The sequence below is a fragment of the Corynebacterium callunae genome, assembly GCF_046592015.1.
Classification (GTDB): Bacteria; Actinomycetota; Actinomycetes; order Mycobacteriales; family Mycobacteriaceae; genus Corynebacterium; species Corynebacterium callunae_A.
Map to the genome: position 1 here is coordinate 123603 of NZ_JAWVOB010000004.1, position 24629 is coordinate 148231.

17 protein-coding genes are annotated in these 24629 nt (G+C 52.7%); 12 read left to right on the forward strand and 5 right to left on the reverse strand.

Going from position 1 to position 24629, the window contains the following annotated elements; translation table 11 throughout:
• Positions 1-2 precede the first annotated feature (2 nt).
• The 3 genes from SFC07_RS06295 to SFC07_RS06305 all read left to right on the forward strand — a co-directional run bounded on the left by SFC07_RS06295 (position 3) and on the right by SFC07_RS06305 (position 2054).
• Positions 3-704: an AzlC family ABC transporter permease gene (locus SFC07_RS06295; protein WP_411207372.1), complete on the forward strand. Its 702-nt coding sequence runs from the start codon at positions 3-5 to the stop codon at positions 702-704.
• Positions 697-1047: a branched-chain amino acid transporter permease gene (locus tag SFC07_RS06300; RefSeq protein ID WP_411207373.1), complete on the forward strand. Its 351-nt coding sequence runs from the start codon at positions 697-699 to the stop codon at positions 1045-1047. Before SFC07_RS06295 ends, SFC07_RS06300 begins: the two co-directional genes overlap by 8 nt.
• A gap of 257 nt (positions 1048-1304) precedes the next feature.
• Complete coding sequence (locus SFC07_RS06305; protein ID WP_411207374.1) at positions 1305-2054, forward strand: IclR family transcriptional regulator; 750 nt, start codon at positions 1305-1307, stop codon at positions 2052-2054.
• 62 nt (positions 2055-2116) lie between these two features.
• Here the strand turns inward: SFC07_RS06305 and SFC07_RS06310 are convergent, their stop codons facing one another.
• A complete protein-coding gene (locus SFC07_RS06310; RefSeq protein ID WP_411207375.1) occupies positions 2117-5959 on the reverse strand; it encodes a hydantoinase B/oxoprolinase family protein in 3843 nt (1280 codons plus the stop codon).
• A gap of 418 nt (positions 5960-6377) precedes the next feature.
• On the opposite strand from SFC07_RS06310, the gene SFC07_RS06315 reads away from it, so the two are divergent.
• Together SFC07_RS06315 and SFC07_RS06320 are read left to right on the forward strand one after the other, a co-directional pair.
• Positions 6378-7109, forward strand: coding sequence for an isochorismatase family protein (locus SFC07_RS06315; protein ID WP_411207376.1), 732 nt, complete (start codon positions 6378-6380; stop codon positions 7107-7109).
• Between the two features lie 396 nt (positions 7110-7505).
• A complete protein-coding gene (locus SFC07_RS06320) occupies positions 7506-8798 on the forward strand; it encodes an MFS transporter (RefSeq protein WP_411207377.1) in 1293 nt (430 codons plus the stop codon).
• A 70-nt stretch (positions 8799-8868) separates the two neighbouring features.
• On the opposite strand, the gene SFC07_RS06325 is transcribed toward SFC07_RS06320, so the two are convergent.
• The 3 genes from SFC07_RS06325 to SFC07_RS06335 form a co-directional block, all read right to left on the reverse strand.
• Positions 8869-9075 (reverse strand): heavy-metal-associated domain-containing protein, encoded by a 207-nt coding sequence (locus SFC07_RS06325; RefSeq protein ID WP_411207378.1) that lies wholly within the window; start codon positions 9073-9075, stop codon positions 8869-8871.
• A 165-nt stretch (positions 9076-9240) separates the two neighbouring features.
• On the reverse strand, positions 9241-10338 hold the full coding sequence (locus SFC07_RS06330; protein WP_411207379.1) for an NAD(P)-dependent alcohol dehydrogenase: 1098 nt from the start codon (positions 10336-10338) through the stop codon (positions 9241-9243).
• A gap of 22 nt (positions 10339-10360) precedes the next feature.
• Positions 10361-11812 carry an aldehyde dehydrogenase gene (locus tag SFC07_RS06335; RefSeq protein WP_411207380.1) on the reverse strand — a complete coding sequence of 484 codons (1452 nt, stop codon included), beginning with the start codon at positions 11810-11812 and terminating at the stop codon, positions 10361-10363.
• A 130-nt stretch (positions 11813-11942) separates the two neighbouring features.
• Between SFC07_RS06335 and SFC07_RS06340 the strand changes: the two genes are divergently transcribed.
• Positions 11943-12866: a helix-turn-helix domain-containing protein gene (locus tag SFC07_RS06340; protein ID WP_411207381.1), complete on the forward strand. Its 924-nt coding sequence runs from the start codon at positions 11943-11945 to the stop codon at positions 12864-12866.
• Here the strand turns inward: SFC07_RS06340 and SFC07_RS06345 are convergent.
• Positions 12863-13207, reverse strand: coding sequence for a hypothetical protein (locus SFC07_RS06345; RefSeq protein WP_411207382.1), 345 nt, complete (start codon positions 13205-13207; stop codon positions 12863-12865). The genes SFC07_RS06340 and SFC07_RS06345 overlap by 4 nt on opposite strands.
• 195 nt (positions 13208-13402) lie before the next feature.
• On the opposite strand from SFC07_RS06345, the gene SFC07_RS06350 reads away from it, so the two are divergent.
• From SFC07_RS06350 to SFC07_RS06375, 6 genes are all read left to right on the forward strand, one after another.
• Entirely contained in the window at positions 13403-14380 is a 978-nt protein-coding gene (locus SFC07_RS06350) for an AAA family ATPase (protein WP_411207383.1), read from the forward strand.
• Between the two features lie 23 nt (positions 14381-14403).
• Positions 14404-16956, forward strand: coding sequence for a S8 family peptidase (locus SFC07_RS06355; RefSeq protein WP_411207384.1), 2553 nt, complete (start codon positions 14404-14406; stop codon positions 16954-16956).
• A gap of 108 nt (positions 16957-17064) precedes the next feature.
• Positions 17065-17865 carry a bifunctional hydroxymethylpyrimidine kinase/phosphomethylpyrimidine kinase gene (gene thiD / locus SFC07_RS06360; protein WP_411207385.1) on the forward strand — a complete coding sequence of 267 codons (801 nt, stop codon included), beginning with the start codon at positions 17065-17067 and terminating at the stop codon, positions 17863-17865.
• A gap of 172 nt (positions 17866-18037) precedes the next feature.
• Entirely contained in the window at positions 18038-18547 is a 510-nt protein-coding gene (locus SFC07_RS06365; RefSeq protein ID WP_411207386.1) for a DUF4395 domain-containing protein, read from the forward strand.
• 63 nt (positions 18548-18610) lie between these two features.
• A complete protein-coding gene (locus SFC07_RS06370; protein WP_411207387.1) occupies positions 18611-23518 on the forward strand; it encodes a DEAD/DEAH box helicase in 4908 nt (1635 codons plus the stop codon).
• A gap of 337 nt (positions 23519-23855) precedes the next feature.
• Entirely contained in the window at positions 23856-24605 is a 750-nt protein-coding gene (locus tag SFC07_RS06375; RefSeq protein ID WP_411207388.1) for an SPFH domain-containing protein, read from the forward strand.
• Positions 24606-24629: the final 24 nt, after the last annotated feature.

Genomic DNA, 24629 nt, shown 5'->3' on the forward strand with positions numbered 1-24629 from the left:
TGGTGCGCGGGGAAATTCGCGCCGGAATTGCGGAAACCTCGGCCGTGGGGCTGGGGCTGATTCCGCTGGGTCTGGCGTTTGGGCTGCTCATGGTGCAAAGCGGGTTTGCCTGGTGGTGGACGCCGATTTTCTCCATCGTCATCTACGCCGGCTCCATGGAATTTCTGGCGATCGGCATGGTTACCGCAGGTGTTGGCCCATTTTCGGCGGCGCTGACGGGATTTATGGTCAATTTCCGACATATTTTTTATGGCCTCAGCTTCCCACGCCATTCCATTAAATCCCGCGCTGGGCGCGCGTACTCCACCTATGCGCTTACCGACGAGTCCTATGCGATTGTTTCGGCACGCCCCCCGGGACAAATCAGCGGGGTGCGGACGTTGACTATTCAAATCGTCTGCCAATTGTTGTGGGTTATCCCCGGCATCATTGGGGCGGTGGCAGGTCAAGCGCTCCCAGCAGGAATTAAAGGAATGGACTTTGCGCTCACCGCACTTTTTGTGGTGCTGGCCTGGGAAGCATTCAAAAATAATCGCGATTACTCGCTGCCGCTGACTGCTTTGGTACTGGGCATTGCTGCAGGATTTTTGGCCCCGGCGCAGATGTTGGTGCTGGCTCTAAGCGCATATTTTGTAATTTTGCTGCTGCGTTTCCGCTTCCCGCGGGTGGATGCTGCGCTGGAGCTGAGGCCGCGTGATGAGTGAATATGGACTCCCACCTGGGGTTAGTCTAGAAGCTGTATTAGCGGTACTGATTCCAGTCGCCATTATTACAGTGCTGCTGCGCCTCTTCCCCTTTTTGGCGATGCGCAAGGTGAAAAACAACCAGCTCATGGCGGTCTTGGGCAATACGATGCCCGTGGGCGTGATGTTGGTGCTGGTGGTGTACACGCTTTTTAGCCAGTCCAGTGCGCCTGGCGGAATTTTTGCTTCCCTTTTTGCCATTGGTTTTACCGGCATGCTGCACTGGTGGCGACGCTCCGCAGGGCTCTCCATTGTGGGCGGCACCTTGATGTATATGTTCCTGGTGAATGTGGTGTTTGTTTAGCCGAACCCCAGGGGCAGGCGGGCACACAGATTGCTATTTTGCGGCGATTTGTGCAGGATTCTGCCGATTTCCGGGCCGAAAATCAGCAGAATGGTGCACAAAATACGTTTTTTGGCCTTTTTGTGTGCCGAATGGCCTGCCTCCAAGAAACACCTTCACATTTGATTCCCTGTTGCGTAGAGTGAAACAAAACTTCGCATAGTTGGGAAAACTACGCAGATTAGTTGCAAAAGCGAAACTACTGCAGGGAGATCCACATGGATGATGCATCGGCAAATAAGCGCGGGTCTATTTCAGCACTGGCTAATGGACTGACAATTTTGGAGGTGCTCTCGGCGGCGCGCGGTTTGCGGGGCGTGACAGAAATTGCCGCCCATACGCAGCTGCATAAATCGACAGTCTCGCGTGTGTTGTCCACCTTGGAGGAATATCAGCTGGTGGAACAAGATGGTGCCACCCGTAAATTCCGCCTCGGCGTGGGAGTGGTTGCTTTGGCTGGTCCCCTGCTGGCACGTTTGGATCTCCCCCGCGCCGGTGGTGATCTTATTGTGGCGATTAGCGAGGCCACCAGCGAAAGCTGCGCGCTGGTGTCCTGGACTGGCCGCGAAGGTGTGGTGGTGGATCATGTGGATTCCCCCCGCCTGGTTAAGCACATCACCCCGATTGGTACTCGCATTGCGCGCCCCCGAGCAGCATCTATGCAGGTGTTTCTCTCTGAGCTTGATCAATCACACCGCTCTGAACTAAATACTGAATACTCCCAGTTCCCAGCGGAATTTGATGCCACCTATGCGGAGATCAAAGAGCGTGGTTATGCCATTAATGATGGTGATACTGATCCGGAGGAATGGTCTGTAGCCAGCCCCATTAGGGATTTCCGTGGGGATTGTGTGGGCGCGGTGCTGATTTCGGTGCCTCGTTTTAGAGTGACCCCAGGCATGAGTGAAGATCTGCCTAAGCGTGCAGTGGCCACGGCGGAGCAGATTTCCCGCCGCCTCGGCCACTAAAACCACAAAGGCTGCCAACTTGAGTTTTCCCTCAAGCTGGCAGCCTTTGTGCTGTGCCGGGTTTAGCCGACTAGTTCGCGGATTGCCAATTCGCTATCGCGGAGCTCGCGGGTAGCTTGCTCGTCAACCTCGAAGCCGTCGATCATATTGCCGCGCAGTGCCACGCGGTAGATGTTTTCGGCCTGCTCAAGGGTGCTAAAGCCGTCCATGACGTCATCGCAGACTGCCTGTGGATTGCGCTTGACAGGATCGCCATAGCCGCCACCGGAAGGAACGGTGATCTGCAGGGTGTCGCCGGCGTTGAGCTTTGCTGCGGTGACCTTGGAAGGCCAGTTCTCAGCAACGTCGGTGCCGGGGTTGCGCACGATGGAGGCGTTATCACCTTCGTGGCCGCCGAAGATACCCCATGGCTTATCACCATCGTGACGGTCGCCTTCACAGGTGACCTCGGTATCGACCAGGAAGCGGGAGGTACGGACAATGCCGATGCCGCCGCGGTGCTCGCCGGGAGCTGCTGGATCGCTGCGGAGTTCATAGCGTTCCACCATCATTGGGAAGCGCCATTCCAACTCTTCGATGGGGTTATTACGGGTGTTGTCAATCAGGTTGGCAACAGCGTCTGGACCATCGGATTCTGGGCGTCCGCCGTAGGCACCTTCATCGCACTCCAAGTACACCCAGTACTCTTCGGCCTGTGGATCCCAGCCGGAGTAAGAGACAAAGTGCAGGTGAGCAGAGTTACCGGCGGTGATCTGGTTGGGCACGATCGGAGCCAGTGCCTTCAGTGCCAGGTCAACTGCACGCTGCACCTGGTTGAAGCGGGCGAAGGTGGCAGCTGGGTAGTTCGGGTTGAAGATGGTGCCCTTTGGTGCGATGACCTTAATCGGGCGCAACATGCCTTCATTTTGTGGCACATGGACCTCGGAGGTGGCCTCGTCGAGGAAGATCATGCGAGTGATGAAGGAGAAGGCGGAAACGGTGGTTCCCTCAAAGGCGCAGTTATAAGCGGTAGGAACCTGCAGGGAGGAGCCGGTGAGATCGTAGGTGATGGTGTCGCCTTCGATGATCACCTTGACCTGGATCGGCAGCTTCACGCCGCGGTTGCGTCCATCATCATCCAACCAGCCGGTATCGGTGGTGTATTCACCATCTGGCAGGGCTGCAATGCGGGAGCGCATCATCTTCTCGGAGTAATCGAGCCACTGGGTGCAGGAGTCCTGCACTGCCTTGCGGCCGTACTTGTCGATGATGGTGAGGAAGCGGTGGCGGGCTAGTTCACAGGCCGCCATCATTGCTTCGAGGTCACCGGCATTGGACTTCGGGGTGCGGGTGTTGGTGAGGATCTGGTTAAGCAGCTGATCCTGACGTTCGCCGGCCTTCACAATCTTAAGGGCGCGGAAGATCTGGCCCTCGGATTGCGCATCGGAAATATCGACCATGAGGCCAGCGTGCGCGCCACCGATATCCAGCAGCTGTCCGGAAGCACCAGCCCAGGCAACAAGATCGCCCTTATCAAAGATCGGAACCACTACAGCTACGTCTGGAGAGTGGGTAGCACCGGCATAAGGGTCATTGTGCAAGATGACGTCACCCTCTTGGATGTCACCATCTAGCATTCCGATAACACCCTTAACGATCTTGGGCATGGAACCCATGAACATTGGCGTGGTATCGGATTCTGCCAAGGTGTTGCCATCGGCGTCGAAGATGCCGGCACCCAAGTCCTCGGATTCACGGATGATGGAGGAATAAGCCATGCGCAGCATCACGGTGGCCATTTCCTTAGCGGTGGAGTTAATCGCACCGCCGATCACACGCATCAAAATCGGTGCCGCAAGTTCCTCATTGTCAGCGGCTTTTTGTGCCAGTGGCACGGCGATGACCAAGTTGCCATCCTCGCGGACTGAGACCTCAAAGCGAGGTGGCACAACTGTGGTGGTGTCATACTGCTCGATAATTGCAGGACCGGTGATTTGGGAACCGGCAGGAAGCAGATCGCGCTCGTAGAAGGCGGTCTGTACGTCTTCACCGTCAAAGCAGACCAAACCATGTCCAACCAGGGCATTTTCGATGGAACCAGCGCCGGTGACACCAGGGGCAGGCAGTTCTGGGGAAGGCTGGGAAGCGCGGACGCGGATATTGACCAGTTCGACCGTGTCGGAATCAAAACGGTGACCGTATTCGTGCTCGTGGGCGCGGTGGAAAGCCTCAATGAACTCGGGCATGGCGGCGTCGACAAGCGTGGTTTCTGGGACCTCAAAGCGCACCTCATAGCCCTGACCTGGGTAGCGGCAGTCGGCCAGGCGCACCGTGGTGCCCTTGCCCTCGAGGTTGTCAAGCGCGCGCTGCTCCAATTCCTGATATTGCTTTTCGACGCCTACCGGTGCGGTGGTGGCGGTGAGCAGGTGGCGCGCGGTGGCTACTTCTTCCACAATGCGGTCGGTGGCCAGCAGGCCGGTGGCGGCTACGATGCCGGGGTGAGCTGGGATAATGACGGTAGGGATTTCCAGCTCGGCGGCTAGCTCACAGCTAAACAGGGGGCCCGCTCCGCCGGCAGCAACGAGGGCGAACTCGCGGGGGTCATAACCGCGGGCGGTGGAGTTGCGCTCTACAGCCTGTGCCATTTCAAAACGCTGCAGCTGCAGGGCACCTTCGGCAGCTTGAGCAATGGTTAGACCCAGCTTTTCAGCCAGGGGTGCAAAGGCAGCTTCGGCGGCGTCGCGGTCGAGCTTCCAGTCTCCGGAGGCCAGGCCGCGGTCTGCGCGCAGGCGGCCCAGCACCATTTGGGCGTCAGTGGAGGTAGGTAGGGTGCCGCCGTGGCCATAACAAGCAGGCCCGGGGCGTGCACCGGCAGAATCTGGGCCGACGCGGAAAACGCCACCTTCATCAACATAGGCAATTGAGCCGCCACCTGCGCCGATGGTATCAATATCAACCATTGGCACCATGGCCTGGTAACCGCCGATGCTGGTATCCAGCAGGTGCTTCATGCGGAGCTTGCCGTCGACAGCCACGCCGATATCAGCGGAGGTACCACCGATGTCGAGGGTGATGGTGGAGTCAAAACCGGAGAGGCCAGCGGACCAAATGCCGCCGATGAGGCCACCAACCGGGCCGGACATCATGAGGGTTACAGGGCGCTGAGCTGCGGTGGAGATAGGAGTCATGCCGCCGGAAGACTGCATGATCTGGATTTCATGTTGGAATCCGAGCTCGCGGGCAGCGTCGTGCAGGCGGGAGAGGTAACGGCTAACGGAAGGTCCCACAAAAGCATTCAGTGCGGTGGTGGAGAAACGCTCATATTCGCGGTAGAGCGGGACAACATCAGAGGAGATGGAAAGGTAAACGTCAGGGGCTTCTTCTTTAATAATGCGAGCCACAATCTGTTCATGTTCCGGGTTGAGATAAGAGTGCAGCAGACAAACTGCAATGGCCTCTACCCCACGGTTTACCAGGATGCGGACCTGTGCGCGTACTTCATCTTCATCAATTGGGGTGACAACTTCACCATTGGGGACACTAATGCGCTCTTTAATGGTGAGGCGGTTGCGACGCTTGACCAAAGGGCGTTCCTGCCAAGGTAGTTCCTGCTGCAGGGAGAAATTCAAAGGCTTCTTGTGGCGTGCGATGTGGAGAATATCGCGGAAGCCTTCGGTGGTGATAAGTCCTACCTGCGCACCCTTGCCGGTGAGTGCAATATTGGTGGCAACGGTGGTGCCGTGCACGATTTCATCGATTTCACTGACCTGGACACCCGCCTTTTTACAGATGGCAGAAATGCCTTCAATAACAGCGTGGCCGGGATCATCAGGGGTGGAAGGTACTTTTTCTACGGTTACGCGTCCGTCAAGATCCAAGTACACATCGGTGAAGGTGCCGCCGACGTCAATTCCAATTCGCTTCATGGCCGTTGCCTTTCTAGTGGTGTTGCTGGCGGTATATCGCCAGCACTCTCCTGGTTTCCGGGAGGAGCATGTGGTGTTGCGTTAACAACGCTGTTCCAACTCATAGAACGTTGTTGCATTTCTGAAGATAGTCCTACTTGGGTGGTTTTTCTATAGCGGGACAGAAATAAACCTATCACACGATAGAAAATCACCCCCGGGGGGTGGACCAGCGGGTATGTACTTTATGCAGCTAAAGGGCGGTGTGAGCTGGGAAATTTCTATCGATCTATCGAAAACTTTTGAAAAGGGGTTGCGTGCTCTGTGGGTTGACCATATTGTTGCAACTACGCCAACGGTGTTGCTCAGAAAAAACTTTCAGAGAAACACTAAAGGCCCAACCACAACCCCCACCGCTTTCTAAAAGGAGCTCACTACCATGTCGAACCTCAACGATCTTTTGACCCAGGCTTTTGAAGAGAACTCCGCTGAATACCAGAAGCGCGGATTCCAGCGCCGTGTTGGTTATGGCACCCGCCCAGCAATCGTCCACATCGATATGGCAAACGCTTGGACCCGCGAAGGCCACGCCTTCACCTGCGAGAACATGGACACCATCATCCCTGCTTGCCAGGCTCTGACCGAAGCGGCTCGTGCCAAGGGCGTTCCAGTTATCTACACCACCACCGCATACGAAGTAACCGACATCGAAAAGCCAAATGACATGGGCCTTTGGGTTCACAAGATCCCACTCGAGACCTTGGCTGTTGGCACCGAAGCAGTCCAGATCGACTCCCGCCTCGAGCCAGCTGAGGGCGAGATCGTTATCACCAAGAAGCGCGCTTCCGGATTCGCCGGCACCAACCTGGCTCAGATCCTTACCGCCGCTCACGTTGATACCGTCATCTTGACCGGTGTTACCGCAGCAGGTTGTGTCCGCCACTCCGCTGAGGACGCAATCGCAGCAGGCTTCCGCCCAATCATCGCCCGCGAAGCTGTCGGCGACCGCGTAGCCGGTGTAGTTGCTTGGAACCTCTTCGACATGGACGCAAAGTTCGGCGACGTTGAGAACACCGAGGATATCGTTGCTTACCTCAACGCTCTCCCAGATTTCAACGAGCAGACCCCAACCTTCAAGGATGCTCTCACCGGCAAGCCAGCACTGGTCTAAGTACTAGCACCCCTCACTCCACCACTTGTCCCCCGGTCCGCTCGGTGCGCGCCGGGGGTTTGTGCTCTCTGACAGTGGGTTTCGAGGCTAGTTTTGCGGCTATTTCCGCGGCTAGTTTCGCGGCTAGTTTCGCGGGCCCCGCGAGGCCCTGACCTGCAATTTGCCAGATCGTCCACAAAACCACAATTTTCGAGTATTTGTGCACGATTCTGCTGATTTCCGGCCCCAAAATCGACCAGATCCTGCACAAAAGCCTAATTTTTGCTCATTTGTGTGCTCTCGTGCTCACCCCACAAACGCCGCCACCAAAAACCACCACCACAACCACCACCACAACCACCACCACAACCACCACCACCACCAAAAACGCAGTACTTCCCCAAAGAGGAGCCCCTCATGTATGAATCTAAAAAGGCCAGCTCAGCATCGCTAGCAGCGACAGTGGGCACCGTTGTGGAATGGTTCGACTTTGCCATCTACGGTTTCTTGGCCACCACCTTGGCTACTGTGTTCTTCCCTAATTCTTCTGGCGTAACTGCCCTGCTAGAAACCTTCGCCGTTTTTGCCGTGGCCTTTGCATTGCGACCACTCGGTGGCATGTTCTTCGGCTCGCTTTCTGATCGCATCGGACGCCGCCAAGTACTAGCCGTCACAGTCCTGCTAATGACATTTTCCACCGGACTTATTGGCCTTATCCCCTCCCCGGAAACCATCGGAATTTTCGCCCCGATTCTCCTCACTTTGGCCCGCTGCCTGCAGGGATTCACTGCGGGTGGTGAGTACTCCGGTGCAGCTACTTATCTGATTGAAAACGTCGACCCCAAGAAGCGCGCTACCCACGGATCCAAGCTATCCATGGCAACATTCCTCTCATTTGCGCTGGCAGCAGCACTTGTTTGGGCCATTGAATTTTCCATCGGCAAGGAAGCAATGGTTGCTTGGGGCTGGCGCATTCCATTCCTGCTGGCTGTACCTCTTGGTCTTATTGGCTGGTGGATCCGTACCGGCGCTGAGGAAAAGGAACGCTCCGTCCTCGATCGCCCTGAAGCTCCAATCAAGCAGGCCATTAGTACTGAATGGAAGATGATGCTGCGAGTCGGCGGCTATATCTCCTGCACCGGTTTGAGCTTCTACATTTTCACCACATATATGACGACTTTCCTGCGCAGCACCGTCGGCCTTGAAGGCACCCTGGTTCTCGCCGGAAATATCATCGCTTTGAGCCTTGCTGCCATCGCTGCCCCATTTGTTGGCCGCGCGATTGATAAATTCCCCCGCCGCAATGTCATGGCTTTCTCCACCTTGAGCACCGCAATCATGGCCATCCCGGCGTATATCATCGCAGGTCACGGCAGTTTGGAAGCGTCCCTCCTGGCACAGGTTTTGCTTGGCATCGGCGCCGTCACCGCTAACTGCGTCACCTCCATCATGATGGCCGAGGTCTTCCAAGAAGCCACCCGCGGTACCTCAGCCGGCATCACCTACAACGTCACGTATGCCATCTTCGGCGGCTCGGCACCGTTTATCTCCACGGCGCTCGTCTCCTGGACCGGCAGCCCACTCGCCCCAGCGGTGTACATGATCGCCATCGCACTCTTCGCCTTCATGGCCTCCCGCCTCATCCCGGAAACCTCCCCGGTATTTACCGCCGCAGCCCCAGCCCCAAAGGTGCTGGTCAAGCAGGGATAACGCTTTTCGACGAAAAAACCTGCCACTTCATCCAAAATTTTAAGGGTGAAGCGGCAGGTTTTTTAGTGCCTTAGGAAGCAGCGAGCTTATAGCCAGCTTCTTCTACTGCAGCCTGGATCTCTGCATCGGTGAAGCCTTCGCCACTGACTGCAACGTTTCCGGATTCAAGGGTGACGTCAACATCGCTGACGCCCTCAACTTCACTTACTTCTTCGGTTACAGATGCAACGCAGTGTGCGCAGGTCATACCTTCTACGGTGTAATTCTTTAATGCCATGTCAGTGGCCCCTTTCAGGAGAAATATTCGCTACTCCAAGGCTATACCCCTATGGGGTATGTCGGCAAGGTTGAAGTATCTAAAAGTGTCACTCTAGTCCAGGAACGGAAGAATACCCTAGGAGCCCAGCCGGACGACTGGACCTAGGGGCTTCGCTTCTGCTGCTTAGAAAACGATGATCGGCTTGATCACTTCACCACTCTTAGAATCTGCAAAAGCATCATTGATGTTTTCCAGGGAGTAGGTGCGAACCAGCTTCTCCAGAGGGAACTTGCCCTGGCGCCACAGGTGCACCAAACGTGGAATGAAGTCCTGTGGGATGGCATCGCCTTCGATAATGGTGCGGAATTTCCAGCCGCGGACCAAGGAAGCACCAACTTCAAAGGTCACTTCGGAGCCGGGGGCTGGAGCACCAACCAGACCGACGGTGCCGTTGATCGCCAAGGATTCGGCAGCTTGCCTCGTTACAGCGGTAACACCGGTGGTGTCGAGCGCGTAGTTCACGCCATCGCCGGTGATCTCGCGGATCTTTTCTACGGGATTGTCAGTGCGTGAGTTCACGGTGTGGGTGGCACCCAATTCGAGGGCTTGCTCGAGGCGGGAATCGTGAATATCTACGGCGATGATGGTGGTTGCACCGGTGGCGGCAGCTGCCATGATGGCTGCGGATCCCACTGCTCCGGTACCAAAAACTGCGACGGTATCACCGGTTTTAACGTCCAAAGAGTTGAGGATTGCGCCGGCACCGGTGGAAAGTCCACAGCCCAAAGGTCCTAGGAGTTCTAGCGGGACATCGCCATCAATTTTCACCACACTGCGTGCAGAAACATTGGTGTACTGGGAGAAAGTGGACTGACCGAAGAAGTGGGAGCCCACCTTTTCGCCATTGTCGCTAAATGCGGTGGAGCCGTCGAGGCGGGTGCAGGCAAAGTTGTGGGACATGAAGTTTTCGCAATATGCGGGAGCTCCAGCCAGGCACTTTGCGCAGCGTCCACAGGAGTTGAAGCCGAGTACCACCCTATCGCCAGGCTTGATGCTCACAATGTCAGAACCTACGGCCTCCACAATTCCGGCACCTTCGTGGCCAAAAACTGCAGGTAGGAAGGTTGGGTAGATCTGATCGCGCACGATGGCGTCGGTGTGGCACACGCCGGTTGCGATCATCTTCACCTGTACTTCGGTGGCTGCGGGAGCGTCGAGTTCCAGGGTGGTGACTTCAAAGGGCTGTGCGGTTGCGCGGACTACTGCTGCTTGGGTTTTCATGATGGTTCCTTTCAGGAAATGTTTAGAGGTAAATGGATTGAGCTTCGAGGTAAGAGTTCAGGCCTTCTGGTCCGAGTTCGCGGCCTAAACCGCTGGCTTTAACACCACCAAAAGGAGCTGCGGGATCTGGGATATAGCGGTTGACGCCGATGGTTCCGGTGTGCACGCGGCGGGCCAGGGCTGCGCCGCGTTCGGGATCGGTGGTCCATACGGTGCCGCCGAGGCCAAATTCGGAATCATTGGCAATGCGCACGGCCTCGTCGTCGGAGTCATAGGAGATGATGGTGAGCACGGGGCCGAAGATTTCCTCCTGGGAGATGACTGCGGAATTATCAAGACCGGCAAAAACGGTGGGCTCTACAAAATAGCCACGATCTCGGTCGGAGGGTCGTCCACCGCCCACGGTGATCTGGCCACCAGCTGCTTTGCCCTGGGAAATATAGGATTCCACGCGTTCGCGCTGGCGAGCGGTGGCCATCGGGCCGATGAGGGTGTCTTCCGCCGCGGCATCGCCCACCTTGAGGCTTCCTGCGAAGGCGGTAAAGGCATCAACCACCTCTTGATAGCGGTTTTTGGGTGCTAGCACGCGGGTACCCAGGAAACAGGTTTGACCATTATTTAGCAAGGTTGAGCCGAAGAGGCCTTGCCCTATCTGATCAAGGTTGAGGTCGGCGTCGTCAAGCACAATGGCGGCCGATTTACCGCCGAGCTCAAGGGTGACGGGGCGCAGCAGGCGACCGCAGACCTCGCCGATTTTGCGGCCGGCGGCGGTGGAGCCGGTGAAGGCCACTTTGTCTACCTGCGGATGTGCAACAAGGTGTGCGCCAGCGTCGCGGTCGGCGGGCACAATATTGACCACGCCGGCGGGAAGGTTGGCGGCCTCGATGGCCTCGGCCAGGGTGTAGGCGTCGAGGACGGTTTCGGGGGATGGTTTGATCAACAAGGTGCAGCCGGCGGCAAGCGCCGGAGCCAATTTGAACATGGTCAAGGTTTGCGGGAAGTTCCAGGGCACGATGGCGGCAACCACGCCAATTGCTTTTCGACGTACCTCTACTTCGCCCCCGAGCAAACCGGGGCGGACTTCGCTGAAGGAGGTTTGTTTAAGCAAATTGGCGTAATAGCGCAGCACGGTGCTGGGATAACCGATTTCCAATTGGGAAGCAACGGCAACCGGCATGCCGTTTTGGGAGCTCACGCGCGCCCGGAAATCCTCGGCTCGTTTATCAATTTCATCTGCTAAACGCAGCATGGCTTCTGCTCTTTGGGCAGGCTCCCACTGTGACCAACCGCGGGGATCATCAAAAGCCGCACGAGCTGCTGCTACGCCGGCATCAATATCAGCTTCCACGCCTTCTGGTACCTGACCAAGTGGCTGTTCGGTGCTGGGATTAATGGGTGCGATAACCTGTTGGGTGCTGGGGTTAACCCACTGGCCACCGATAAAAAACTTGTCATAGACAATGCTCAAGAGCATCACCTTTCTTACTGCTGGGGAGATGTGGATGACATTGAAGCTAGTATTGTGCCTAAGATCACTTAGTAGTTGATTTTTTGTGCCCAGGTTTTTGTCTATTTGTGCCAGTGCGGAGAGGACGTGGTTGGCGGTGGCTGACTCTATGCAGTGGATCGAAAAGATGAGCTCAGTATTTGGGCTTGAGGTGAAGCTGCCAAGCCCACGAGCTGCACAAAGTGTGGCCGGCGATGTTCATGGCGCTGCTTTGGGGAAGGTTGCCACTTTTAAAATCCAAGGCACTCCGCAGGCTTTAAGGCGCAGCCCGGCAGCAATAAAAAACGCCCAACATGGACTTTTAAAGGTGTGTGCCATGCGCGCGGGACGCATGTTATTGCTGCGCGAGGGTGAAGCTGACCTGACTATTAACCCAGGGGATATTGCCTTTTATGACACCTCGCGGCCATATGTGTTGAAATTTGAAGGCCGGTGGGATTGCGCGGTGATGACAGTTCCCCGCGGTGATCTGGCGCTGCCATCGCGAACCCTTAATAGTGCGCTGCGGCAGAATTTCCCGGAATCTGGTCCGGGCACGGTGTTAACGCACCTTATTGAATCCTCTATCCAAGAGGAAGCAGTGCACAGTGAGACCTGCACTTTCCTCGGCAATGCAGCAATTGACCTGCTCAGTGGCCTGGTGTATGAAAAAAGCAGCCCGCAGGCACCGGATGAGGTGCTGCGGGCAAGTATTCGCAGTTATATAGGAAAGCAGCTGGGCGATCCTGAACTTTCAGTAGCTAAGATCGCTTATGAACATGGCATTTCAGTCCGCAGTGTGCACCGGCTTTTCCAGCAGGAAGAGCACGGCATTGCAGAATTGATCCGCACGCTGCGCTTGGAGGCACTCGCCAAAGATTTGGCAGATCCGCGCTTTAAACAACGCGGCATTATGGCGCTGGGGGCCAAATATGCGTTTCAGGATCAAGCCCACTTAACCAGGCTTTTCCGTTCATATTTTGGGACCACCCCAGCGGCCTTCCGAAAAGGCAGTGAGTGGGCGCTGAGTGGGCGCTGTTAACCCAGCTCAGGGAACTTAGTTAGTGCCTCTACCCATAGACCCTCAAATTCCTCAGCACTAATGACCTTCGCCTTAATGTCCGGGAAATCTGCATAGGTATCTGGGTGTGGAACAAACTCATTGGGCTGGTTGGCTAATCCAAAAGCCTTGCCATCAAGGGTACCGGCACCGGTGATGGCTCCCCCGCTTTGGGTTCCAGCTAGTTCCACAATGCGCAGCATTTTGCACATGGCAGGAGTATCTGGGGTGGTGTGAATGAGTTCCTGCATTTCAGCGATGTGAATGGCAGAAGGGTTGCCGGGGATTTCAATTTCAGTACGTACGTGAATCAATTTGCTCATAGGTCTAAGGGTACGTCGACGTTCAATTAGAAAAAGGCTGGGTGGCTATTTTGATGGCCATCAATGTAGATTACGTACTTCTACGTCATGTTTGTTACTTATCGATGCTTTCGCTTCCTGCATGTCCAAGATCCCGTTACACTGAATTCAAACAGCTTTAAAAAATCAAACCCAGAATATGGAAGGAGGGGCGAGATGGCTACTAATGATCAACTTAGGGCGCTAGTAAAGAGCCATGCAAATGGTGATGATTCTCAGTTTCATGCTGTGACCATGCAACTTGCGGCTAAGGCTGCGCGTGCTGGGCAGTCTCAGTTTGCACAAGAATTGCGAGATCTGGTTAATGACCTTCGTCAAAATACCGCCCCTTCAAGTTCCATTTCTTCTGTAGTTCCTCTTGCCAAGCCGAGAGGCGAGCTTGCTTCATTATTGAATGTGAGCTACCCAGATTTACGTCTCAATGACTTGGTGCTGGATGAATCCTTGGTGGAGAGATTGCAGCAAATTCTTCGTGAACAGCGCCAGGGTGCCATGTTGAAAGAGTATGGCTTAACGCCCGCTCGCAGGCTTCTTTTTACGGGAGCTCCAGGTACAGGAAAGACTTCAACGGCGAGAGTTTTTGCTGGTGAACTTCATCTTCCACTGTTTTCAATCCGTCTAGACTCAATTCTCACAAAGTTTATGGGCGAGACCGCGTCCAAGTTGCGACTCATTTTTGATGCTTTGGCAGAAACCCGTGGTGTTTATCTTTTTGATGAGGTGGATGCACTTGGCGGTGATAGAGCCTTGCAAAACGATGTTGGAGAAATTAGGCGTGTATTGAATTCATTTCTTCAATTTTTGGAAGAAGACACCTCGGAAAGTATCATTATTGCTGCAACCAACCACCCGCAGCTACTAGACAATGCGCTTTTCCGTCGTTTTGATTCCGTCTTGAATTTCAATCTTCCAGATGATCAGCATATTGAAGGGATTATCAAGAATAGGCTGATTCATTTTCAGGTTGGCTCTTTGAGCTGGGCTCGCATTATTCCTGCAGCACATGGACTCAGCCATGCAGAAATTGTCACCGCTGCAGAAAATGCGGCAAAAAGCACGCTATTGGACGGGCGTAAGCGAATTAGAACCGAAGATCTAGTCAATGCTCTGGAAGAGCGTTTACACGCTGCTTAAAGCTAAGGAATTAGGCATTCGAGATGGCAAATCGAGACCTTCCACATATCTTCATCAACACTCAACCTGATGTAGAGCCGTTTTCTCCGCCTACTGGGGGGTCGAGCAAAGAAACGCCTGGTTTTGTCACTAATCGAATATTTCATGGTGAGCGGCTTATTAGCGAGTTTAATCAGGCGTGGAAGGACTCTTCAGCAGTTAATTCACCAGAGAAACGGGGAACGTATTTAACATTTGAGTCTTTTCCCGGGCTGCACTTTGCCTTAAAAAGTCTTGAATCACTAGGGCGCGGGGAAAATCCGGAGTTAGTAGCGGTTCGTGAGAAAGGTTCAGATGACGGTGTCATTCTTGAAGCTACTGTTTATATTCCGGAAGGCAAGAAGCAGTACCTTCTAAATAAACTAAATAAATATTTATCTACAGTGGATAAGAAGAAGCCTAATCACAAGGAATTAGTCGAAGCCATCCAGTCTATTCGTAGAGCAACAATTCGAGAGCTATGGACTGACCCAGATGACCAATTTCCAAAAGATGAGAATACTTCCGTGTGGTGGGAAGTTTGGCTTTGCAATCGCGATGGTAAAGAACGCGATCGTTTCGACTTAGCTGTGCAAAAGTTTGAACTGGACACAAGTAACTTTTACTTGGGTTTCGGAGACCGCACTGTAGTTTTGCTTAGAGCATCGGTCAATCAGCTAAGCACCCTATTTAACACTATTGACGATATTGCAGAACTGCGAAAACCACGTGAAGTATCTAATTTCTTAGTGGAAGAGTCACCGGCAGAACAAAGAGAATGGAGCGACGAGCTTCTCGAACGGATTCAGTTTCCAAAAGACGATTCTCTGGTTGTTTGTATCTTGGATACTGGCGTTCAAAGAGATCATCCATTGCTTAAAGGTTCTCTGTCTAAAAAAGATCTGCATTCACCCGATCCCAACTGGAATCATGATCCAGTAATCAATAGACATGGAACGGAGATGGCAGGGCTCGCCTTGTTTGGGGATCTTGAGGCAGTCATTGGCAGCTCTCTCCCTGTGATACTCCATCACCGCCTGGAATCAGTGAAACTACTTCCGGATATTGGGCAAAATGCCCCTGATTTATATGGTGCAATAACAGCCAGAGCTGTTGATCGACCTGAAATTGAGGCTCCTGACCGGAAGCGAGTCTTTATGCTTGCTGTCACTGCACGGGAAAATTCAGATGAAGGTGGTTCGAAAAAGAATCAACGACGCGAATCCGGTAGGCCGACTTCCTGGTCCGCAACTATTGATGCTTTGTCTTATGGGCGAGCAATTGATGACTTAGCGGAAAAGTTCACATATCTTGACCGTGAAGAGCCTAGAAAACCACGGTTGTTTATTATTTCAACTGGGAATATTAGAGATATCCGTGCTGAGGATGATCATCTTGATCGTAGCGATGTGGAACCAGTCGAAGACCCATCACAGGCATGGAATGCATTGACCGTAGGTGCATATTCGGAAAATGATGATATGCGCGGGGCTGATCCGGCTTTTTCAGGGTGGTTACCCATTGCAGAAAGAGGCGAGTTAGCACCTTCGAGCAGAACCTCAGTTTCTTTTGATCAAAATCGGTGGCCGTTCAAACCTGAAGTTGTGGCGAGCGGTGGCAATTGGGCGCACAGCCCTGATAAAAAGTCGACCGATCCCTTGGATAATAGTGCAATCTTGACTACGAGGTTCCAGAGTCTTGGCATGGGTGGCCTTTTTACCACTACCGGTGATACCTCAGCGGCAACTGCACAAGTGGCAGCAATTGCAGCTGGGATTAGCGCAGCTTATCCAGAGATGAAACCTGAAACGGTACGAGCCCTTGTAGTCCATTCTGCGGAATGGACGGATGTAATGCGTGCCAAATTCAATCCGAAGGCGAATAAAGAACAGCTCGTTAACCTTTTAAGACGATACGGGATGGGCGTACCTGATCTTGATCGTGCAATTTATAGCGCTGCTAATGCACTAACTCTTATTTCGGAGTCTTCTATTCGACCATTCGAACCTGGAACTAACTCTTCGTACCGAAGCCGAGAAATGGCCTTGCATATGCTTCCTTGGCCTATCGATCAGCTATATGAGCTGGGAGAAACTCAAGTTAAAATGCGAGTGACGCTTTCGTATTTTGTCGAACCTAATCCCTCTAGCAGAGGCTGGAAGGGCCGCTATGCTTATCCTTCCCATGGCCTGCGCTTTGCTACTCCCCGACCTACCGAAGATATTGACAACTTTCGAAGGAGAATCAATAAGAAAGCTCGTAATGGGCAAGATCCCGATAGCCAGGTGAGGGAGAAAGAATGGCTTTTAGGCGCCAATCAGCAACAATCCGCAGGGTCTTTACATACCGACATTTGGATGGGAGACGCAGCTCAACTGGCGAGCAAAGGTGCTATTGCGGTTTATCCTGTTGCTGGATGGTGGAAAAGCCGAAAAGCCCTTGATCAAAGTGAGAAAGGCGTGGATTACTCACTGATAGTGAGTATCGAAGCTCCCGAGGTGGAGGTTGATCTGTGGACACCGGTGAAACAACAAATTCAGAATGTCATTGAATTGTAAATTGAAAGTACTGAGTTTCAGACTCACATTATTGAGCTTTCACCAGGACCGCTGAAAATTTTCCAGGGCGAATGCCAATATCTTGCCCCGAAGGTCTAAGTTTTAAGTGTGGTCAATTACGCATTTGTTATCGCAGGTTCAGAAGCAACCGGTGGCGCTGGAATCCAGGTCGATCTGAAGACCTTCCAGCACCTTAACGTTTATGGCATTGGGGCAATCACCTGCCTCGTTGCCTTTGATCCCAAGGACAATTGGAATCACCGTTTTGTGCCGGTTGACGCGCAGGTTATCGCCAACCAGATTGAGGCCGCTACTGCTGCCCATGATCTGGATGTGGTCAAGATTGGCATGCTGGGTACTCCCGCAACCATCGACACCGTGGCAACCGCGCTGGAGGAAAACAAGTTCAAGCATGTTGTGCTTGACCCAGTGCTGATCTGCAAGGGCCAGGAGCCCGGCGCAGCGCTTGATACCGATACCGCTTTGCGCGCCAAGGTGCTGCCTCAGGCAACCGTGGTGACCCCCAACAACTTCGAGGCCACTACCCTTTCCGGCCTCGAGAAGCTCGAGACCGTCGAGGACCTCAAGGAGGCCGCTCGCCTCATCCACGAGCAGGGCCCCCAGTACGTGGTGGTCAAGGGTGGCATGGACTTCCCCGGCGACCAGGCGGTCGACGTGCTTTTCGACGGATCCTCCTACCACGTCTTCTCTGAACCAAAGATTGGTGAAGAGCGCGTTTCCGGCGCAGGCTGCACCTTCGCAGCTGTTATCACCGCAGAACTCGCCAAGGGTGCTGAGGTTGTTGACGCTGTAGCAACCGCAAAGCGTGTGGTTACCCGTGCGGTTCAGGATGCTGTTGCTTCCAACGCACCTTTTACCTCCGTATGGCTTGCTGAGGACAACAAGTAGAGCTTTAAAATACCTCTCAAATCCCCGTGTCAGTGACTGCTAACACGGGGTTTCCGCTGCTTAAAGTGCCTATTGTGAAAGTAGACCAATAGGTCTATGCTTCATAGAACACCTAGTTCATAAGTGGACTATGGCGCAGAATTGTTTATCCGCTTCATAGGAGAACCCAGCGATGGCCGTTTTTGATTTCCCCAATCCCGTTAATGAATATGCAGCTCGCTGCACCGCGGGTCTGGTTGTTTTGCTGAGCGCCGCCACGCTTTTCTCCTCTGGCGATCTTCGCATTATCTTGGCAAGCATCCTCACCTTCGGCTTCGCACTTCGCGTAGCCGGCGGACCGCGTTACTCCCCCTTCGGCCGACTTTCTGTGCACGTACTCGTGCCGCTGTTAAAGAAGGCACCGATCCTGACCCCTGGACCACCAAAGCGCTTCGCGCAGACCATTGGCCTGGTTTTTAGTGGTACTTCCCTCATCCTGATGGCTTTTGGATTTAATATCGCAGCATCTGTTGTCCTGGTCATGCTCATTGCAGCAGCCGCCCTTGAGTCCGTCTTTGGCATCTGCCTTGGATGCTGGGGCTTCGGCAAGCTCATGCGCTACGGCGTTATCCCAGAAGACGTTTGCGAGCAGTGCTTCCAGAAGGAATCCTCCCGCACCGGCTGGCTCGTTAGCCTGAAGTAGTTTTTCGAATTTAAGGCCACCAAATGGACATGTCCTTTGAGTAAATAGGACACAATGGAATGCATGTCCACGATTGTTGATGCTGTATCCGCCCTGCGCACACTGCCTTCCCAGTCTGCGCAGGGTTTGGCTTTTGAAAAACTCATGGTCAACTTCATTAAGTCTGACCCCACTCTCTCCACTGAGTTTGATGAAGTCCATCGTTGGGTCGATTGGCCCTATAACGGTGGCACCATGGATACTGGCATCGACTTAGTGGCTTATAACAAGGACGATGATGCTTATACGGCGATCCAGTGCAAGTTTTATCTTCCCACTACTTCCCTGGCAAAAGGACAGCTAGATTCCTTCTTTGAAGCCTCGGGACGCACTTTTGAAACCCCTGAAGGAACACGCTCCTTTAGCAATAGACTCGTTATTTCCACTACTGATAAGTGGAGTTCAAATGCGGAAAAGATGTTGGAGAACCAAACCATTCCAACTAACCGCATTGGTCTATCTGCAATTGCGGAATCCCCGATTGACTGGGATATTGCCTATCCAGGTTCTGAATTAACTATTAACCTGCAGCTTAAAGAGCCGTATAGCCCTCGTCCTCACCAGCAAACAGCAATTGAAAAAGCCATTGAAGGCTTCCAAACTCATGACCGTGGCAAGCTCATCATGGCTTGCGGTACCGGAAAAACCTTTACTGCCCTGCGTCTTTCTGAAGAGGTTGCGCGACTCAATGGCAATAAAGCTCGCATTCTTTTTCTAGTCCCTTCCATCAGCTTGCTTTCGCAAACACTCAAAGAGTGGACTGCACAAAAGACAATGGATCTTCGTCCTGTTGCCGTATGTTCTGACTCCAAGGTCTCCAAGGCTGCAGAAGATATCGCTGCTTATGATCTTGAAGTTCCGGTAAGTACTGATGGTGCATTGATTGCGGAAAAACTGGAGCATCGTAAGCGAGCAGCAGGATTGACCGTGGTGTTCTCTACTTACCAGTCCCTTCCTGCTGTTCACGCGGCTCAAGAAGCTGGAGCTGAGCCCTTTGATCTTGTCATCTGCGATGAAGCCCACCGCACCACAGGCATCACCTTGGCTGGAGAAGACCCTTCAAACTTCACCCGCATTCATGACGCTTCTTATATCAAGGCCTCAAAGCGGCTTTATATGACTGCCACTCCAAGGCTTTTCGACGACTCCGTGAAGGGCAAGGCTGCAGATCATTCAGCGGAAGTTTCTTCCATGGATGATGAGGCTATTTATGGACCCGAATTTCACCGCCTTGGGTTCGGCGAAGCTGTAGAAAAAGGCCTGCTCACCGACTACAAAGTTGTAGTGATGACAGTCGATGAGCAAGTAGCAGCTAGTGCTTTGACCATCCTTGGTTCAAATCCGGGTGAAGAACTCACCTTGGATATGACTTCCTCCATCATTGGTGCATGGAATGGTCTGGCTAAGCGTTCCGGCAAAGAACAAGATACAAAAACTGGATTCTCTAGTTCTGATGACGCCATGGAAAGAGCAGTTGCCTTCGCTCGTGACATCAAGACTTCTCAGCAGATTGCCGATGCTTTCCCGCGTGTTGTAAATGCTTATACAACTGAGCTTGAGGTTAAGAATGACGAGGTTGATGAGCACAATCTTGATTTGACGGTGGCTTGCCAGCACGTTGATGGCTCAATGAACGCGCTTGAGCGAAACTCTCGTTTGACCTGGCTTAAAGCACCAACCCAGCCAATGGAAACCAAGATCCTGACCAACGCCCGCTGCCTTTCCGAAGGTGTCGATGTGCCGGCTTTGGATTCCGTTATCTTCTTCAATCCTCGTAATTCCATGGTTGACGTGGTGCAGTCCGTTGGTCGCGTCATGCGTAAATCCCCTGGTAAAGACTACGGCTACATCATTTTGCCAGTAGCAGTTCCTCCAGGAGTTGCACCTTCCGCAGCACTTAACGATTCCCGCCGTTTCAAGGTCGTTTGGCAGGTACTTAACGCACTTCGTGCTCATGATGATCGCTTCAACGCCATGGTTAATTCCGTTGCGCTTAATGAAGGCAATATTAAGGATCTGCCTGTAGAAACCGACCACGTTGGCCCAACCACTGGCGGCAACGAACCATATGACAGCAATGACTCAGCAACCCAGTATGTGCTGTTCTCTTTGGAGCAATGGCAGGAAGCTATCTACACCAAGCTTGTTGATAAAGTTGGCACCCGCACTTATTGGGAAGACTGGGCAAACGATGTTGCAGACATTGCCCAGGCACAGATCGCCCGTATCAAAGCCCTCCTAGATAACGCTTCCCCAGAGATCCACAAAGAATTTGAACGCTTTGTGGAAGGATTGCGTGGCAACCTCAATGAATCCATTTCTGAGGATGAGGCAATCAGCATGCTCTCGCAGCACCTGATTACCGCCCCTGTCTTTGATGCCTTGTTTGCAGAATCTAGCTTTGCCCAGCAAAACCCTGTCTCAAAAGTCATGCAACGCATGGCAGATGCGCTTAATGATTCCCAGCTCAGTGCAGAGACAGAAAAGCTCGATAAGTTCTACGATTCTGTTCGTATTCGTGCTGCCGAGGTAAATTCAGCAGCCGGTAAACAAACGGTGATCAAAGATCTGTATGAGCGTTTCTTCAAAAAGGCGTTTAAGAAGCAATCTGAAGCTCTAGGTATTGTCTACACTCCGGTAGAGATTGTGGACTTCATTTTGCGTGCTGCTGATGATATTTCTAAGAAGTATTTTGGGCGTGGTTTGAGCGATGAAGATGTGCACATTCTTGATCCCTTTACTGGTACTGGCACATTCATAGTTCGTCTCCTGCAATCCGGTTTGATTAAGCCCGAGGACCTAGCCCGTAAGTATGCATCTGAGCTGCACTCAACTGAGATCATGCTCCTTGCTTACTATGTTGCTGCCGTCAATATTGAAACCACCTATTTTGGTCTGCAAGGTGAACGAGCACTCCGTGAAAGAAAAGATATGCCAGACTATGAACCTTTTGGAGGTATAGTTCTCGGCGATACCTTCCAGATGTATGAAGATGATGACAAGCTCGATTTGGAAGTATTTGCTGCGAATAATGACCGCATGGAGCGCCAGAAAAACACTCCTGTGCAGGTAATTGTGGGTAATCCCCCATATTCAAAAGGTCAGGCGAGTGCTAATGATAATAACGCGAACCTGAAGTATCCAACGCTTGATCAACGAATTGAAGAAACCTTTGCCAGCAGATCAACCGGCCAGCTTAAGAACTCGTTGTACGACTCTTATTTGCGTGCTTTCCGCTGGGCAACTGATCGAATTAAGGCCCAAGGAGTGGTCGCCTTTGTATCCAATGGTGGCTGGATAGATGGCAACACCGCTGACGGTGTGCGCTTGAGCCTTGCTGAGGATTTTTCTGACATTTATGTTTTTAACCTGCGGGGTAATCAACGTACTGCTGGAGAACTATCTCGTAAAGAAGGTGGCAAGGTATTTGGATCTGGTAGCCGTAATACGGTCGCTATTTTCATTGGTGTCAAGCGTTATGGTTCCACTGGCTGCAAGATCTATTACCGCGATATTGGTGATTATCTATCTGCTGAACAAAAGCTTGAAATCGTGTCTAGGTCCGAGATTGAGACTATAGACTGGGAAGAGATCACACCTAATGAGTATGGGGATTGGACCAACCAGCGGTCCGCAGATTTTGAAACTTGGCCTGTCTTAAGTAGTAAGTCAGTCTTAACTATTCCGACAGTTTTTTCCTCCTATTCAAATGGTTTAGGCTCTGCTAGAGATTCCTGGAATTACAATTTCGGCCTTGAATCGCTTAAATCCAGTAATAAGAGGATTATTGAGCATTTCATGGAGGTTATAGATCGCTATGAATCAAATCGAAACCTAAGTGTTTCTGAATTCTTGAATTCAAACTCGATTTTGCTAGATCCCAAGAATATAAAGTGGTCATCTGGGTTGCAGTTGCACCTTAAGCGGGGAACTAGGATTGATGTGATTGATTCGGACTTCCGTATTAGTGCTTATCGCCCATTTCAAAAACAGCACTCCTATTTTGGTGATGTACTAAATGACCGTCGTGGCCAGCTACCAACAATGTTCCCAACCCCAAAACATGACAACTTGGCATTCTATTGCCTAGGGGTAGGAGCTACTCAAGATTTTGCTTTACTTGCAACTAATCTTTTGCCAGATGTTCAGATGATCGGCGCGGGGCAGAACGGTCAGGCCTTCTTTCGTTGGACCTGGGAGCCAATTACCGTTAGAGAGGGCGAACTGGACTTTGGTGTTCCTAGCACTCCAACTGCAGGAGAAAAGGGGGTAGAAGGCGAAGTATTAGATGGTTATCGTCGCGTAGATAACATCACTGACGAGATCCTCAAGGTCTACCAAGAAAGCCTCGGTGAAGACGTCACCAAGGACAACATTTTCTACTTTGTCTATGGGCAATTGCATGATCCTGCCTACCGAGAGGCTTATGCAGCTGATCTAAAGAAGATGCTGCCGCATATTGAAACTCCTACTGATCGTGGCCGTTTTGATCAGTTGGTTGCTGCTGGTCAGAAGCTTATGGATCTTCATATCAATTATGAAAATGTTGAGCCTTGGCCGGTTGATGTGAAGGTTAAGAGCACTGTCGATGTGGAAGATCGGGAGACGTGGCGAGTAACGAAGATGAAGTGGTCGAAGAAGAAGGATCCTGAATCTTCCAAAAAGATTGATGATCACACCACTTTGATCTACAACGGCTCAATCACCATTAGTGGTATCCCTGAAGCAGCTGAGCAATATCAACTGGGTGCTCGTTCTGCGATTGCTTGGCTTATTGATCGTTACCAGGTGAAAACCGATAAGGCATCCGGTATTACCAATGATCCCAATGATTGGGCTGATGAAGTGGGTAATCCTATGTACATTGTGGAACTCATCGCAAAGGTCACTCGCGTTGCAGTTGAGACGGTGAAGATCGTAGAGGAGCTTTAATCTCCAGCACCGCGGCGTCGAGAAGCGTTTTGGCCCCTACCCAAAGGGTGGGGGCTGCGCTATTCTGGCGTGTGCTTCGCATTGTGGTTGCTGGGCGCTTCCGGATTTCCGGGGTGTTCCCGATTGAACTGATGCGATGGCAGTGGCACAGATTTCAGGATCTAAGTGGGTTCAAGCCCCGCTACTCATTGAATAGGTTATCGTCGCTACGGATTTTTGCTGCTTATAGCCTGTGGCCCGGCCCGATCCTAAAACTATATGTTTTAGGGGACGCACCGCTGCCCCGCTGTTGGTGGTCCCGGAGCGGCGATAATCGCTAAACGTTTGAGGTGATTGTATGGGCATTTTTCGGTCGCGATCCCAGAATTTTGGGTGGAGCATGTACCAGCCGCTGAACGGCATTGATGGTTCCGGCCAGGCAATGTGGCAGCCTTCTCCCCTGCGCTCGCCTATTGCTCGCGTAGGTTTTGCGGTGTTGCGCCAGCGTGCGGGCGTGATCACGCGATTGAGTGGCCGAGAAATGTCGCGACGCGGTGATCTTTATGCGCAGGTGGATTTGCGTCGGCGATTGATCCAAATGCATCCGCAGCAAATCCCCACTGCTGATGCCTTACCGGTGACCATTACTTTGGCGCTTTCAGCTGCCACTTTTGATCCGGTGGCTTTTGTGTCGGATTCCCAAGGGCCTGATGAAGAGATCTATTTGGCAGCGCAGATTGCTCTCCGAGAATTGGTTAATGGGTTGCCTTTGGAGGCTTTTGTGGGTACGCGCATCGATCTTGCTCCGGTGTTGGAAGCAGCGCGGGTGGCTGCAAAGGCCGTGGGTGTGGAGGTTTCTACCGTTTTGTTAAAGGATGTCAGCCTGCCCAAGGAATATGCCGGTGCTTTGCAAGAAGCGCAGGTGGCCAAGGTGAATTCTGAAATTGAATTGGAAAAGGCGCGCAATGAAGTAAAAACTACGCGTGCTCGTTTGGCTACTGCGAAGGTACTTGAGCAGAATCCGATCCTGGCCAAGATTCGGATGTTGGAGGCTTTGCCACCGGGGTCCACTATTGAGGTGCGGGAGTTGGGGGTTCGGGGAGACTAAATATAGTCGAGAATCTTTGCAGGA

What these genes read in the sequence shown, in the direction of transcription:
- SFC07_RS06300 (WP_411207373.1), top strand. Translation starts at nt 697, where the DNA reads ATGAGTGAATATGGACTCCCACCTGGGGTTAGTCTAGAAGCTGTATTA.
- SFC07_RS06305 (WP_411207374.1), top strand. Translation starts at nt 1,305, where the DNA reads ATGGATGATGCATCGGCAAATAAGCGCGGGTCTATTTCAGCACTGGCT.
- SFC07_RS06310 (WP_411207375.1), bottom strand. Translation starts at nt 5,959, where the DNA reads ATGAAGCGAATTGGAATTGACGTCGGCGGCACCTTCACCGATGTGTAC.
- SFC07_RS06315 (WP_411207376.1), top strand. Translation starts at nt 6,378, where the DNA reads ATGTCGAACCTCAACGATCTTTTGACCCAGGCTTTTGAAGAGAACTCC.
- SFC07_RS06320 (WP_411207377.1), top strand. Translation starts at nt 7,506, where the DNA reads ATGTATGAATCTAAAAAGGCCAGCTCAGCATCGCTAGCAGCGACAGTG.
- SFC07_RS06325 (WP_411207378.1), bottom strand. Translation starts at nt 9,075, where the DNA reads ATGGCATTAAAGAATTACACCGTAGAAGGTATGACCTGCGCACACTGC.
- SFC07_RS06330 (WP_411207379.1), bottom strand. Translation starts at nt 10,338, where the DNA reads ATGAAAACCCAAGCAGCAGTAGTCCGCGCAACCGCACAGCCCTTTGAA.
- SFC07_RS06335 (WP_411207380.1), bottom strand. Translation starts at nt 11,812, where the DNA reads ATGCTCTTGAGCATTGTCTATGACAAGTTTTTTATCGGTGGCCAGTGG.
- SFC07_RS06345 (WP_411207382.1), bottom strand. Translation starts at nt 13,207, where the DNA reads ATGAGCAAATTGATTCACGTACGTACTGAAATTGAAATCCCCGGCAAC.
- SFC07_RS06350 (WP_411207383.1), top strand. Translation starts at nt 13,403, where the DNA reads ATGGCTACTAATGATCAACTTAGGGCGCTAGTAAAGAGCCATGCAAAT.
- SFC07_RS06355 (WP_411207384.1), top strand. Translation starts at nt 14,404, where the DNA reads ATGGCAAATCGAGACCTTCCACATATCTTCATCAACACTCAACCTGAT.
- SFC07_RS06365 (WP_411207386.1), top strand. Translation starts at nt 18,038, where the DNA reads ATGGCCGTTTTTGATTTCCCCAATCCCGTTAATGAATATGCAGCTCGC.
- SFC07_RS06370 (WP_411207387.1), top strand. Translation starts at nt 18,611, where the DNA reads ATGTCCACGATTGTTGATGCTGTATCCGCCCTGCGCACACTGCCTTCC.
- SFC07_RS06375 (WP_411207388.1), top strand. Translation starts at nt 23,856, where the DNA reads ATGGGCATTTTTCGGTCGCGATCCCAGAATTTTGGGTGGAGCATGTAC.